The following is a 14,575-nucleotide window of genomic DNA, read 5'->3' as shown; positions in this document are numbered from 1 at the left end:
GTAAAATGGCGTCCTAAGAAAAAAGCGTCGAACCAATCCACATCAGCCGACGACAGCCGCGCTACATGGCGCGACACCGAATACGGCATCGGATGGCTACCGCTGGGCGGCTACGTGAAAATCGCCGGCATGATCGACGAGTCGATGGACAAAGAGCAGATGAGCAAGCCCGCTCAGCCCTGGGAATTCCGTTCCAAGCCGGCATGGCAGCGACTGCTTGTCATGGTGGCCGGAGTGCTCATGAACTTCATTCTCGCCATAGTCATCTATGCCGGCATCGCATGGTACTGGGGTGAGAAATATATCGAATACCGCGACGCCAAGGAAGGCATGGAATATGCGCAGTCGGCAAAGGAAATCGGATTCCGCGACGGCGACATACCACTGCTCGCCGACGGTGAGGAGATGTACGCCTCCGACCCGGCAAGCCTGCTGAAGATGGTTGAGGCCAAGACCGTGACAGTGTTGCGCGACGGTCGCGACTCTGTAGAAATCGCCATACCCGAAAACTTCATATTCCGCGTCAACGACGACAAAGGCTTCTTCACATACCGCCTCCCTGTAGTGGTCGACAACACAGTGAACGGAGAGCCCGCCGATAAGGCCGGCCTGAAGACAGGCGACCGCATACGCACCATCAACGGAGAGCCCGCGTCGACCTATACCGACTTCACCCGACTGCTCGCCGACAACGGAGGCAAGGAAATCGAGCTTGGCATCATACGCGACGGACAGCCGGCCAACATAGCCATCACCCCCACCGAAGGCGGCAAAATCGGCATCCAGCTACGTCCCATCACCGACATCTACCCGGTGCACGTGAAGCGCTACGGACTGCTCGAGTCAATACCCAAAGGATGGGAAAACGGCACCGGAAAACTGTCGGCCTACGTCAGCTCGATGAAATATGTGGCCACAGCCGAGGGCGCCAAGAGTCTTGGCGGATTCGGAGCCATCGGCAACATGTTCCCCGACCGCTGGAGCTGGATATCATTCTGGGAAATCACAGCATTCCTGTCGGTAGCCCTCGCATTCATGAACATACTCCCCATACCGGCGCTCGACGGCGGACACATCATGTTCCTGCTCTATGAAATCATCTCGCGCCGCAAGCCCTCCGAGAAGTTCATGGAATATGCCCAGATATGCGGCATGGCGTTCCTGTTCATACTCCTGCTATACGCCAACGGCAACGACCTCTACCGGTTCTTCTTAAAATAAAGCCTCTCCTATTATATATTATGGAATATCCACGCATCACACTACGCCGGGGCAAAGAACAGTCGCTCGAGCGCTTCCACCCCTGGGTGTTCTCAGGAGCTGTGGCCGACACTCCCGACACTATTGAAGAAGGTGATATCGTAGCGGTATACACAAGCGACGGCCGCATGATAGGCGTAGGCCACTATCAGATTGGCAGCATCACCGTGCGCATACTCGCCTGGGGCGACACAGCCATCGACGATGCCTTCTTCGCCGACAGACTTAAGGAAGCATTCCGCATGCGACAGGCTCTCGGAATGATACGCGACGACAACAACGCCTACAGGCTCGTACATGGCGAAGGCGACTTTCTGCCCGGACTCATCGTCGACATATATGGCGACACAGCCGTGCTACAGGCTCACTCGCCCGGCATGCACTTCATGCGCGACACAATAGCGCGCGCCCTGACCGCTCTGCCCGGTGCCGGCATCGCCAACGTATACTACAAGTCGGAGACCACCCTCCCCTACAAGGCACATCTCGACCCGCAGAACGAATATATCATCGGCTCCTTCTCTACCAACATCGCTATCGAAAACGGCCTGCGATTCAATATCGACTGGCTCAAAGGGCAGAAGACCGGATTTTTCGTTGACCAGCGCGACAACCGCGCCCTGCTTGAGAAATACTCCGGCCGACGCCGGGTGCTCAACATGTTCTGCTACACAGGTGGATTCTCGGTGTATGCCCTGCGCGGAGGGGCCGACATGGTACACTCCGTCGACAGTTCGGCCAAGGCTGTGACTCTCACCGAAGCAAACGTAGAGCTCAATTTCCCCGGCGACAGCCGCCACAAAGCCATAGCCCAGGACGCCTTCAACTATCTTGCCGAGATGGAACACGGAGCCTTCGACCTCATAATCCTCGACCCTCCGGCATTTGCAAAGCACCGCAGCGCACTGAAAAACGCCCTTACCGGCTACCGGCGCCTCAACGCGGCGGCATTCTCCAAGATTGCTCCGGGCGGTATCCTATTCACATTCTCTTGCTCACAGGCGGTAAGCCGCGAACAGTTCCGCCTCGCTGTATTCTCGGCGGCAGCACAGAGCGGACGCAAAGTGCGCATACTCCATCAGCTCACCCAGCCCGCCGACCATCCGGTCAACATCTATCACCCCGAAGGCGAATACCTGAAGGGACTCATCCTTTACGTCGAATAAGACATCACCTAAGAATCACTTATTATCTGATAAAATGAACCTGTACCGTCATATCGCATGCGGCTGCATAGCCGCAATGGCATTCACAACATCATCATCAGCAATGGCCGAAGACAAAAAAGATTTCGACTACGTGGTCGACCGTTTCGCCGACATCGAGGTGCTACGCTATCCCGTGCCCGATTTCGACAAGCTGTCGCTGAGCCAGAAGATGCTCGTATACCACCTTACCGAGGCAGCCCTCGCCGGACGCGACATCCTCTGGGACCAGAACTGCCGCCTGAATCTCGAGCTGCGCGACATGCTCGAAAAAATATACACCGGATATAAGGGCGACCGCAACGACCCCCAGTTCAAGGCCTTTGAGAAATACCTCAAGCAGGTATGGTTTGCCAACGGCGTACACCACCACTACTCGATGGACAAGTTCACCCCCGAATTCTCCCGGAAGTGGATTATGACCCAGCTTATAAATATGCCCGACAACCAGCGTCCGCCCCACGAGCCACAGCTGATAAAACTCCTATTCGACCCGGCATTCATGGCCAAGCGTGTCAATCAGGCCGAAGGCGAAGACCTCATACGCACATCTGCGGTCAACATGTATGAGGAAGGGCTCACTCAGAAAGAGATTGAGGACTACTACAACGCCCGCAAGGACACTACCGACCTCACACCCATATCCTACGGACTCAATACCAAGAAGGTAAAACGCTACGGCCAGGTATGCGAACTCCCGTATAAACTCGGCGGCCTCTACAGCAAAGCCATCGAGCGCATCATACGCGAGCTCTCGCTCGCCTCGATTTATGCGGAAAATCCCGAACAGAAAGCATATATCGACAAACTGATTGAATTCTACCGCACCGGCGACCTCAAGACATTCGACGAATACTCTATACTATGGGCTGAAGAGACAGCATCGCAGGTCGATTTCATCAACGGATTTATCGAAAGCTACGGCGACCCGCTGGGAATGACCGGCTCATGGGAATCAATCGTAAACTTCAAGAACATACCCGCATCGCAGCGCACCGAAACCATCAGCGGCAACGCACAGTGGTTTGAAGACAATTCGCCCGTTGACCCGCGCTTCCGCAAGGAGACGGTAAAAGGTGTCACCGCCAAAGTAATCACCGCCGCCATCCTCGCCGGCGACGCATACCCCGCTACTCCAATCGGCATAAATCTGCCCAACGCCAACTGGATACGCGCCGCCCATGGCTCAAAGTCAGTGACATTGGAGAATATCACTCAGGCCTACGACGAGGCATCTCACGGCAACGGCTTCAACCAGGAATTTGTAATCGACGAGCCTACATCAAAACTGCTCGACGACTACCTCTTCATAACCGACAACCTTCACACTGACCTCCACGAATGCCTGGGCCATGCTTCCGGACGTCTGCTCCCCGGAGTCGACCCCGACGCCCTGAAAGCCCACGGCTCAACACTTGAGGAAGCCCGCGCCGACCTTTTTGCGCTCTACTATCTCGCCGACCCCAAGCTGCTCGAGCTCGGCCTCCTCGACAACCCCGACGCCTACAAGGCCGAATACTACAAATATATCCTCAACGGCCTGATGACACAGCTCATGCGCATCGAGCCAGGAAAAGATGTGGAAGAGGCCCACATGCGTAACCGCAAACTGATATCCGAGTGGGCCTACGAGCATGGCAAGGCCGACAACGTAATCGAATACGTAAAGCGCGACGGCAAGACCTACATCCGCATCAACGACTACCGGAAACTGCGCGACCTCTTCGGCCAGCTGCTCGGCGAAATACAGCGCATCAAGAGCGAAGGCGACTATGAGGCCGGACGCAACCTCGTGGAAAAATATGCCGTGAAGGTCGACCCCGCCATCCACAACGAAGTGCTCGAGCGCTACAGCCACCTCGACATCGCACCCTACCGCGGATTCGTCAACCCGACATACTCAGTAGTACGCGACGCCGACGGAGCCATCACCGACGTGACTGTCACATACGGCGAGGAATACATCCCCCAGATGCTCCGCTACTCACGCGACTACCGTACTTTAAAATAAAAACAGTAACTTTGCAAAAAGATTACTCAACTACTGCTACTTCAATACAATGTTAGACAAAATAAAAGCGCTCCACACTGAAATCGAAAGCCTCAATGCCGCTGACGCTGCCGAGGTGGAGGTACTCCGCATAAAATATCTGAGCAAAAAAGGAGAAATCAACGCTCTTTTCAACGACTTCAGAGCTCTCGGCCCTGATGAAAAGCGCGCTATCGGAGCTCCGCTCAACGAACTCAAGACATTCGCCACCGATAAAATCAATGCCCTGCGCGAGGCACTCGACAACAACGGCGGCTCGGAAATATCCATCGACATGAGCCGCACTGCCGCTCCGGTGGCTCTCGGCACCCGCCATCCGCTTTCGCTCGTACGCGCCGAAATCATCGACATATTCTCGCGCCTCGGATTCACTCTCGCCGAAGGTCCCGAAATCGAAGACGACTGGCATGTGTTCGGAGCGATGAACTTCGCTGCCGACCACCCCGCACGCGACATGCAGGACACATTCTTCATCCAGCGCACTCCCGACGTGCTGCTCCGCACCCATACCTCGTCGGTACAGTCGCGCGTGATGGAGACCTCCAAGCCCCCTATCCGCATCATCTGCCCCGGACGCGTATACCGCAACGAGGCTATTTCGGCCCGCGCCCACTGTTTCTTCCATCAGGTAGAGGCTCTTTATGTCGACAAGAATGTATCATTCGCCGATCTGCGCCAGACTCTGCTCTATTTCGCCCGCGAGATGTTCGGCCCCGAGACACAGATACGTCTGCGCCCGAGCTACTTCCCGTTCACCGAGCCTTCGGCCGAGATGGACATATCGTGCAACCTCTGCGGCGGCAAGGGATGCTCATTCTGCAAACACACCGGATGGGTCGAGATTCTCGGCTGCGGCATGGTCGACCCGGCCGTGCTCGAGGCCTGCGGTATCGACAGCAAGGAATACTCCGGATTCGCCCTCGGCATGGGTGTAGAGCGCATCACCAATCTCAAGTACCAGGTCAACGACCTGCGTCTGTTCTCTGAGAACGACACCCGATTCCTCGACGAATTCACCTCCGCCCACAAGTAACACTCATAAATAATACCAGGAATGTGTCCTTGACCTCGGCCCGCCATCGGGAAGATAAAGTCAGGACACATTCTTGAATACAGTCAGACGTAATGACCACAAAAGAGCGCTACCGCCGCGTACTCGAGATATTCAGCCACGAAATGCCTGTGGCTGAGACCGAGCTCCACTACGACACACCGTTCCACCTGCTGGTAGCGGTGATTCTGTCGGCGCAATGTACCGACAAGCGCATCAATATGGTCACTCCGGCGTTGTTTGAGGCATATCCCACCCCCGCCGACATGGCCGCGGCCACTCAGGACGAGATATACGGATACATCCGCTCCGTATCGTATCCCAACAACAAGGCTCGCTCTCTGCTCGGGGCCGCACGCATGCTCGTGGAGGAATTCGGAGGAGAACTCCCTTCGGACATCGACTCACTGATGCGCCTCCCGGGAGTCGGACGCAAGACAGCCAACGTGATGCTCGCCGTAATATGGAACCGCGCCGCCATGGCTGTCGACACCCATGTATTCCGCGTGAGCGAGCGCATAGGCCTGACAACAGGCAGCAAGACTCCGCTCGCCACAGAGAAGGCCCTGTGCGCCAACATTCCCGAAGAGATTATACCCAAAGCCCACCACTGGCTTATACTCCACGGGCGATATGTATGCAAGGCACGCCGACCCGACTGTCTCAACTGCTACCTGACCCGGGTGTGCCGCTACTACAACCGCGCTACAGACAAAGCAGCCGGCACTGACAGCCAACCCGACAGCAACGATTAAAGCCCAACAATATTTCCCAGGCAATGGACTACGAGCAGGCATTCCTATTCATAATAGAAGTAATCGGCACGGTAGCGTTTGCCATATCAGGCATACGCATGGCCGCAGCTAAAAATTTCGACTGGTTCGGAGCCTATACCGTCGGACTCGTGACCGCCATCGGTGGAGGCACGCTGCGCGACATCTTGCTCGACATACCGGTATTCTGGATGCAGACATGGTGGTACCTCGCCGTCACAGCCATGTCGCTGATAGTCGTAATCGTGTTCAGGCGCATACTCGTACATACACGCGTGCTATTCATATTCGACACTATAGGCCTGGCCCTATTTGTGGTGATAGGCATACAGAAGACGCTCGACACCGACTATCCGCTATGGGTAGCCATAATAATGGGCATTATCACAGGCGCCATAGGCGGTGTGATACGCGACATACTTATAAACAGCGAGCCGCTGCTGTTCAAAAAGGACCTCTATGCCACCGCATGCCTGGCCGGAGGACTCGTATACGGCGCGCTCATATTCTGCCATGCATCTGTACCCGTACAGGGCATAGCATGTGCCGCCACAGTCATTGCAATGAGAGTGCTCGCCGTGCAGTACGGATGGTCGCTCCCGGTGCTCGGCGATGTTTACAACACCGACGGCGCCAACGAAACCCAGTCAACTGAAAACAAACGTAAATAAAACTCCATCCGTGGATACATTACAGATACAAAGCATGAAACTCCCGATAAGCCGGTCAGCGCTGCAATTCATAAAATACGCCTGCGTCGGTGTGATAAACACCCTGGTGACATTCGGCGTAATCATATTATGCAAATCGATACTCGGACTTAACCCATGGATTTCAAATGCCCTCGGCTACATATGCGGTATCGTCAATTCATTCATCTGGAACAAGCGCTGGGTGTTCAAGACCTCGGGCCACTATGCGCGCGAGGCGATAGCCTTCCTGTCGGGAGCACTCATATGCTACGGAATACAGCTGCTGGCGGTATGGCTCCTATTCAACGAGACAAGTCTCAGAGATTGGGAATATACATTGTACACCCTCACACTCTCAGGCTACGGAATAGCCACCATATGCGGCAACATCGTCTACACCGTAGCTTACTATATTTACAATAAACTCATTACATTCCGTCGATAGCCGGTGGGACAAAAAACAGCCCTCACCGCCACGGAATATTGAGGTTAACACAGATTAACACCTCTGTACAGTTTTTATCCATCTCTCCGTCCCGACTCTTTCGCGGGAAAGAACTAAATTTGTGTGTTCACTTGTTATATTTGTAATAAGTCTCACAAATAAAACCTATGGTAATGTTTCGACGTCGACCCTACAGAATAGGCCTTGCCCTGAGCGGCGGAGGCGCCCGCGGATTCGCTCATCTTGGCGCTCTTTACGCTCTGGAGGAGCTTGGCATCAAACCCGGAATCGTGGCCGGAGTCAGTGCCGGAAGCATCGCGGCGGCTCTCTACGGCAGCGGCATGAAGCCGATGGAAATCATGCGCAGCTTCATGAAAGCCCGGTTCTGGGACTTCTGTGAGATAGGCGTGCCGAGCGGAGGATTCTTCACCATGAAAGGATTTCACACATTTATCAGAGAAAATCTGAAAGTGACACGCCTTGAAGAGTGCCCCCTGCCGACCGTAATCTGCGCAACCGACATCGACAACTGCCAACCCGTACAATGGCGTGCGGGCGAAATTTGCGAGCGCGTGCTCGCCTCATGCTCAATGCCGGTGGTTTTCAAGCCGGTAACAATCGGAGGCACGCATTATGTCGACGGAGGTGTGCTACACAACCTCCCGTCGTGGGCTATCCGCAACGATGTGACCCACCTGATAGGCATAAACGTAAGTCCTCAGATAAAACTCGGACGCTCGTCGGGCAACATCATAGACGTTGCCTCGCGATCTTTCCACCTCATGTCACGAAACAATGCAACGGCCGATATCGAATTGTGCGACACCATAGTATCGGTCGACTCTATAGCCGATATGGGCGTATTTACTCTCAAAGAAAAGGAACGGATGTTCAAGAGCGGATATTATGCAACTAAAAAAGCGCTCGCCGACTCCCCGCTCCTGAAATCGACATTTTCAATTTTATGACCAGCGAAAAACCGATTATTTATCAGCTTCTCCCCCGCCTGTTCGCCAACCCGTGTGACCACTGTGTGCCCAACGGCACGATACAGCAGAACGGCTCAGGCAAAATGAACGACATCACCTCAAAAGCCCTGAAAAGCATAAAAGGCCTGGGCGTAACCCACATATGGTACACAGGTGTAATCGAACACTCCAATCAGACCGACTACAGCCGCTACGGCATACATCGCGATAATCCTCATGTAGTAAAAGGGCGTGCCGGCTCTCCCTATGCGATAAAGGACTACTACGACATCGACCCCGACATCGCCGTCAACGTCAACAAGCGCATCGAAGAGTTCCAGGCCCTTGTCGACCGTACCCACGACGCAGGCATGAAGGTAATAATCGACTTCGTGCCCAACCACGTATCGCGCCAGTATATATTCGATGCCAAACCGGCAGGAATCAAAGACTTCGGAGTAGGCGACGACCGCAACCGGTTCTTCTCACGCGACAACAGTTTCTACTACATACCTCATCAGCTCTTCGCCCCGTCAATCAACCTCGGCTCGGGAGATGACGCATACATCGAGTTTCCGGCAAAAGCATCGGGCAACGACTGCTTCACGGCTTTTCCATCGGAATATGACTGGTATGAGACGGTAAAACTCAACTATGGCGTCGACTACGGCGACCACACCAACCATTTCTACCCGATACCGCGCACATGGCACGACATGCTCTCCATACTCCGCTATTGGTGTGACATGGGTGTCGACGGCTTCCGATGCGACATGGCCCACATGGTGCCGCTTGAATTCTGGCAGTGGGTGATATCCAACATCCGCGAACGCTATCCCCACGTAGTGTTTATAGCCGAGATATACGATGTGGCCCTCTACCGCGACTTTATAAAATACGGCGGATTCAATTATCTCTACGACAAGGTAAACCTCTACGACACTCTCCGCGGCATACAATGCCACAACGTATCGGCGGCCCAGCTTACCCACTGCTGGCAGACTGTGGAAGGTATCGGAGGCAATATGCTCAACTTCCTCGAAAACCACGACGAACAGCGATTCGGCTCACGCCAGTACGCCGGCGACCCGTCGCTCGTGATACCATCGCTTGTAGTAAGCTCATTCATTTCCACCGGCCCGATGATGATATATGCCGGACAGGAAATCGGCGAGCAGGCAAAAGATGCCGAGGGATTCAGCGGAAACGACGGACGCACTACCATATTCGACTACTGGAGCATACCGACAATACGTCGCTGGATGAACTCCGGAAAATGGGACTCCGAGCTCCTTACATCGCAGGAAAAATGGCTGCGCGAAAAATATCGCACCGTGCTTACCATCTGCAACCAGGAGAAAGCCATATCCCGCGGACGATTCTTCGACCTGATGTATGTCAACTATGAGAACCGTACGCTCAACCCTCACCGTCAATACACATTCCTGCGTAGCTGCGATGACGAGACCCTGCTGATTGCAGTCAACTTCGACTCCCGTCCCTGTAATCTGAAAATCAACATACCCCTCCACGCTTTCGAGACCCTCGGCATACCACAGGGCGACTGTGTGGCCGTCGACCTGCTCTCGCGCGACATGATGCGCAAACATCTCTCTCCCGACCATCCGTTTGAGACTGAAATCGGGCCGTACGACGCTGTGGTATGGAAGATTAAGCACAAGAACGTGCTGCAACGTTACAAAAAGTAGGCTCTCTTGTCGCGATTATCCAGCAAAAAGCGATAACTTTGCACCATCAATTCTGGAATTTCTGAACTTAAATACAATTTCTTGTAATGTTACCCCCTTTTAAGATTTTTGCCGGTACCAAGTCACAGTACATGGCCAAGGAGATATGCAAAGACCTTGGTGTTGAACTCGGTAAGATGAATATCCAGCATTTCGCCGACGGCGAGTTCGAGGTATCGTTTGAAGAATCAATCCGTGGCTGCGAGGTATATCTCGTGCAGTCCACATTCCCCAACAGCGACAACCTCATGGAGCTGCTTCTCATGATTGATGCAGCCAAACGCGCTTCTGCAGCGTCGATTATCGCCGTGATGCCCTACTTCGGCTGGGCACGTCAGGACCGCAAGGACAAGCCCCGTGTGTCTATCGCGTCAAAGCTGGTGGCCGACCTGCTTAGTGCAGCCGGTGTAAACCGCGTCATCTGCATGGACCTGCATGCCGACCAGATTCAGGGTTTCTTCAACGTACCGGTCGACCACCTGTACGCATCTTCGGTATTCATTCCCTATATCGAATCTCTCCACCTGCCCGACATGGTAATCGCCACTCCCGACGTAGGAGGTGCAAAGCGAGCCAACAACTACGCCAAATATTTCAATGTGCCTCTGGTGCTCTGCCACAAGCAGCGTGCAAAGGCCAACGTAGTGGCTTCGATGACTGTAATCGGCGACGTAAAAGACAAGAATGTAATCCTCATCGACGACATGGTCGACACTGCCGGCACCATCACCAAGGCCGCCGACCTGATGATGAGCGAAGGCGCCAAGAGCGTGCGCGCACTCTGCTCACACGCCATCATGAGCGACCCTGCAAGCCAGCGTGTGCAGGACTGCGGCATAACCGAGATGATGTTTACCAACTCAATCCCCTACACAGGCAGCTGCACCAAGTGCACCATCCTCTCTGTAGCCCATCTCTTCGCCGACACAATCCGTCGTGTTCACGAAAACCAGTCCATCTCCTCGCAGTACCTCATCTAAAAGAGTCACAAACCCGTATATAATATCGACGCACATCCGGCTACCGGATGTGCGTCGATGTTTATATGCTGTCTTATCTGATTCGCGAATCAGATGTGAAACACGACTGTACGTGCCGTTGAGGAAGAGGCTACGCGCAACACACGCAGACCGTGGCCAAGCTGTGAGGCGCTAAGAGTAGCCTCGCTTTCTGCCATCGGCACGGATATGATACGGCGTCCGTCGACAGTGTAGACCTCAAGAGCGACTCCTGCACCATAGAGTTCCGACGATACGTTGAGGCAGTCGCCGACGAGACGGATAGCGAGCCTTGAATCCTCGGCAGTGACAAGTTGCAGGCCTGCGGTGTAGCCATCGATAAGCTCTACAGAACCTATGCAGTTGAGCCTGCGAGTGTTGCCGAAGCGGTCGGTGGTCATGCCATACTTGTCAGCAAGCAGTGTGTCGTCGCCCATGCCAACGCCATTGGAGCCGGTAGAGGCAAATATATGGGCACCCTCATCGTTGCGCGGCAGCAGACCGGCATAGTTGGCCACACCCTGCGATACACTGTAGGGCGAGATATTGAACTGTGAGGCATCGTCGACCACCGGCACACCGCGCTCCTGTCCGGGAGTATTGTCCTGGCGCAGGGCATAAAACTTGCCTACCACCGAGTGGCTGATATTGATGTTTGCCGCTTTGGCTTCGGTGTATTCGCCGGCATGAAGGTCGGAGTATTCCTTGTTGCCTCCCGTAGTATTGCCTTCGAGGATTGTATTGACGATATTGGTCTTCAGATTTGATTCCCACAGTAATATTGTGCTGTGGAATGTGTTGCCGTTGGTGTGGTTGCCTGTAATTGTGCAGTTGTAGAAATTCATCGTCTGTGTGGGCGACACGTTATTGTCGTTATGTACCCATGCCACAGAACCGCAGGCATTGTTGGTATTGCCCGCTATGGTGCAGTTTATGAAATTGTACTCGAAGTTGCGCTGTCCGCAGTTTTCAGCCACGAGCACGCCGCCATGGTCTTTCGGAGCCTTGTTGTCAAGAATATCAGAGTTTCTGACGGTGAAATGCTGGTCGGCGATATTGGTCCATCCGAGCTGGAACACTCCGCACTGGTTGGACGACTCGTTGCGGGCGAACACACAGCCGTCGATGTCGACATTTGTGCCCCATATCGACATGGCGCCTCCGCGCGAGTTGTTGTTGCTCTCCTTCTCGTTTTTGATTGACTTGTTGGCATCAAACACCGACTTGCCGACTGTCACCTGCTTGCTGAGGTAAGTGTATATAGCCCCGCCGAGAAAGGCCATGTTGTTTTCGAATGCGCAGCCTTCAATGACTACGTCGCCGCAGTTGCGGAGGCTGAATACACCGCCGTTCTCATCGGCCATACGCGATGTGGAGTTGTCGATGAAACGGCAGTTGTCTACAGAGAGATTACCGCCGTTCATACTCAGCACGCCGCCGGCACCGTTGGCAAAAAAATTAGAGAATGTGATATTTCTGAGTGTGATATCGACACGCTCGGTCTCGGCAAGGCGCGTAGCACCCATGCCGTCGACATACGCACCGTCGCCTGCGCCCTCTATTGTAAGGGCTGTATAGCCTTCAAGATTTAGCTCGTCGGCAATCTCCAGATTACCGTTTACAATCACCTTGGCACCGTCCCATCTCACCGAGGCCACAGCCTTGGTGAGAGAAGCAAAAGGGGCGGTAACAGAACCATCGTTGGTGTCGGAGCCATTAGCGGCATCTACATACGCCACATCGAGAGTGCCGGGCTCACGTTCCTCGACAGGCACCGGACGGTTGTCGTCGTCGAGGATTATCAGCTCGTCGACTTTCTTCTCAAGGGTATAATAGAATGCCACACCGAAGTTGTAAAGCGGATAAGGCTTACCATAAATCACATTGCCATCGGCATCTCTGGGCTCGTAGTCAGGGCGCAGGCGTGTCTCGGCCTCATTGCGGGAATATACGTATGTACCGTCGGCATTTTTAGCGTCAAGGTCTATGTAGGTGAGCACACTCTCGTAGGGGTCGCTGTCGCGTAGATTTCCGTGGCCCTGAAGATGGTTGAGGCCATCGGGCTGATTCTTTATGCGCGACAGAGGGTCGGCATATGTTACCACCACCTTTCCTATAAGGGGCTGGTCAAACGTCATCACCACATCATCGCCCTCGATAGCGATGCTGCTGATATTCTGTCGGGCCGAGCCACCATAACCGTTGTGGTATACATTGAATCCGTAGTTGGTGATTTCGGGCAGAAGGTCAGTGTCAAACACCATCGGCCCTACAGGCACATAGTATTTAACACGAACGGTTTTACCGCCATTCTCGCGGGTAATCTTCCTGGGCTGCATCGGTATGACCCTCTGGCCGAGCACACGGCTCTTGTAGTAGGCCTTGGCAAGCATCTCGCCAAACCACCGATAGCCGTTGGCGTCAAGATGTCCGCCCCTGTCGGGATATGGATATGGAGAACCGGCCATCACTACATCGTCATTTTCATTTGCCGCTTCAAGCTGGGCCATGCCTATAGCCACTTTGTCGCGCACATACTGCGCCCCGACCTGATATGTAATCCATACGGGAGGCTGCTCCTGACCGTATGCGGCCATTATATCCTGCTGCATGTTGTCCTTCAGCTTTAGCATCAGGGCCTTGTACGTCTTCTTGTCGGTGCAGTTGTCTTCTCCGGCATTGAGGCCGCAGTGTCCGTTCTTGACATCGTAGTTGAACTCTCCCTGCATCCAGAAGATAGCGGGACATGTGATAGCGTCATACCCGGCCTTACCGGTCTCCTCGACGGCATGCGACAGCGACTCACGGAAATGCCGGTAATTGTCGCGCTGGGTACATTCCTTCGACAGTTCCTCGACAGCGGCGCCGCTCACACCGACCGATGTAGCCAGTATGTCCTGCCCCTTAAGGAATGAAAGCTGCATATGATTGACCGCACCGAGCAGAGGACACTCCGCAATGGCGCCGCCGTTGCGGCTGTTGTTGTCAAACTCCTTGAATGCATGGCTCATGGTACCGACCAGCGGATTTATCGCCCAGGAGTGATTGCCGTCATATCCATGGTTGTATCCTGTACCGCCGTTGATCCATATCTCCCCGCCCATCATGTAGTTGCCGGGGACATTTTCGGTAGATACTACGGGCCATGACTGATGGCCTGTAGAAAGGCTCTGCCCGTTGATGATAAACTGCTGGATGTCCTTGGCTGAAGATACAGAAGGCACCGACAGCACGGCACCCGCAAGGATGCCATAAAAAAATCGTTTCATAACCTTGTCGTGATATGGTTGTTAGAGCTTGTTTAATAATAGTACACTCCTTCGTCACATGTCGAAAATCGTCTCAAGCTATACGACCCTGGCGGCAACATTTATTATTAAACAAG

Annotated in this window: 11 protein-coding genes; 10 read left to right on the top strand and 1 reads right to left on the bottom strand. The window is 54.0% G+C overall.

Going from position 1 to position 14,575, the window contains the following annotated elements:
• The 10 genes from rseP to K2I50_RS07110 all read left to right on the top strand — a co-directional run.
• Window positions 1-1,221, top strand: a 1,221-nt coding sequence (rseP, locus tag K2I50_RS07155) for an RIP metalloprotease RseP (protein ID WP_301025608.1), incomplete at its 5' end; no start/stop codon positions are given.
• A gap of 20 nt (window positions 1,222-1,241) precedes the next feature.
• Entirely contained in the window at window positions 1,242-2,426 is a 1,185-nt protein-coding gene (locus tag K2I50_RS07150; RefSeq protein WP_301025606.1) for a class I SAM-dependent rRNA methyltransferase, read from the top strand.
• 40 nt (window positions 2,427-2,466) lie between these two features.
• On the top strand, window positions 2,467-4,476 hold the full coding sequence (locus K2I50_RS07145) for a dipeptidyl-peptidase 3 family protein (RefSeq protein WP_526022965.1): 2,010 nt from the start codon (window positions 2,467-2,469) through the stop codon (window positions 4,474-4,476).
• 49 nt (window positions 4,477-4,525) lie between these two features.
• Window positions 4,526-5,548 carry a phenylalanine--tRNA ligase subunit alpha gene (gene pheS, locus K2I50_RS07140; protein WP_301025604.1) on the top strand — a complete coding sequence of 341 codons (1,023 nt, stop codon included), beginning with the start codon at window positions 4,526-4,528 and terminating at the stop codon, window positions 5,546-5,548.
• Between the two features lie 92 nt (window positions 5,549-5,640).
• Window positions 5,641-6,321: an endonuclease III gene (gene nth, locus K2I50_RS07135; RefSeq protein WP_301025602.1), complete on the top strand. Its 681-nt coding sequence runs from the start codon at window positions 5,641-5,643 to the stop codon at window positions 6,319-6,321.
• A gap of 23 nt (window positions 6,322-6,344) precedes the next feature.
• Window positions 6,345-7,010 carry a trimeric intracellular cation channel family protein gene (locus tag K2I50_RS07130; protein WP_301025600.1) on the top strand — a complete coding sequence of 222 codons (666 nt, stop codon included), beginning with the start codon at window positions 6,345-6,347 and terminating at the stop codon, window positions 7,008-7,010.
• Between the two features lie 34 nt (window positions 7,011-7,044).
• Window positions 7,045-7,476, top strand: coding sequence for a GtrA family protein (locus K2I50_RS07125; protein WP_301025598.1), 432 nt, complete (start codon window positions 7,045-7,047; stop codon window positions 7,474-7,476).
• A gap of 173 nt (window positions 7,477-7,649) precedes the next feature.
• A complete protein-coding gene (locus K2I50_RS07120; protein WP_301025596.1) occupies window positions 7,650-8,444 on the top strand; it encodes a patatin-like phospholipase family protein in 795 nt (264 codons plus the stop codon).
• Window positions 8,441-10,153: an alpha-amylase family glycosyl hydrolase gene (locus K2I50_RS07115; protein WP_301025595.1), complete on the top strand. Its 1,713-nt coding sequence runs from the start codon at window positions 8,441-8,443 to the stop codon at window positions 10,151-10,153. Before K2I50_RS07120 ends, K2I50_RS07115 begins: the two co-directional genes overlap by 4 nt.
• Window positions 10,154-10,239: 86 nt before the next feature.
• On the top strand, window positions 10,240-11,172 hold the full coding sequence (locus K2I50_RS07110; RefSeq protein ID WP_068959794.1) for a ribose-phosphate pyrophosphokinase: 933 nt from the start codon (window positions 10,240-10,242) through the stop codon (window positions 11,170-11,172).
• An 89-nt stretch (window positions 11,173-11,261) separates the two neighbouring features.
• Here K2I50_RS07110 and K2I50_RS07105 read toward each other — a convergent pair whose 3' ends face one another.
• Window positions 11,262-14,459, bottom strand: coding sequence for a hypothetical protein (locus tag K2I50_RS07105; RefSeq protein WP_301025593.1), 3,198 nt, complete (start codon window positions 14,457-14,459; stop codon window positions 11,262-11,264).
• Between the last annotated feature and the right edge of the window lie 116 nt (window positions 14,460-14,575).

The sequence above is a fragment of the Muribaculum sp. genome, from assembly GCF_029051885.1.
Taxonomy (GTDB): domain Bacteria; phylum Bacteroidota; class Bacteroidia; order Bacteroidales; family Muribaculaceae; genus Muribaculum.
Note: the sequence above shows the minus strand (reverse complement) of the source record. Positions and strands in the feature narration are given on the sequence as shown.

Bases quoted from the DNA above. Each gene is read 5' to 3' on its own strand.
- K2I50_RS07150 (WP_301025606.1), top strand. From the start codon at position 1,242: ATGGAATATCCACGCATCACACTACGCCGGGGCAAAGAACAGTCGCTC.
- pheS (WP_301025604.1), top strand. From the start codon at position 4,526: ATGTTAGACAAAATAAAAGCGCTCCACACTGAAATCGAAAGCCTCAAT.
- nth (WP_301025602.1), top strand. From the start codon at position 5,641: ATGACCACAAAAGAGCGCTACCGCCGCGTACTCGAGATATTCAGCCAC.
- K2I50_RS07130 (WP_301025600.1), top strand. From the start codon at position 6,345: ATGGACTACGAGCAGGCATTCCTATTCATAATAGAAGTAATCGGCACG.
- K2I50_RS07125 (WP_301025598.1), top strand. From the start codon at position 7,045: ATGAAACTCCCGATAAGCCGGTCAGCGCTGCAATTCATAAAATACGCC.
- K2I50_RS07120 (WP_301025596.1), top strand. From the start codon at position 7,650: ATGTTTCGACGTCGACCCTACAGAATAGGCCTTGCCCTGAGCGGCGGA.
- K2I50_RS07115 (WP_301025595.1), top strand. From the start codon at position 8,441: ATGACCAGCGAAAAACCGATTATTTATCAGCTTCTCCCCCGCCTGTTC.
- K2I50_RS07110 (WP_068959794.1), top strand. From the start codon at position 10,240: ATGTTACCCCCTTTTAAGATTTTTGCCGGTACCAAGTCACAGTACATG.
- K2I50_RS07105 (WP_301025593.1), bottom strand. From the start codon at position 14,459: ATGAAACGATTTTTTTATGGCATCCTTGCGGGTGCCGTGCTGTCGGTG.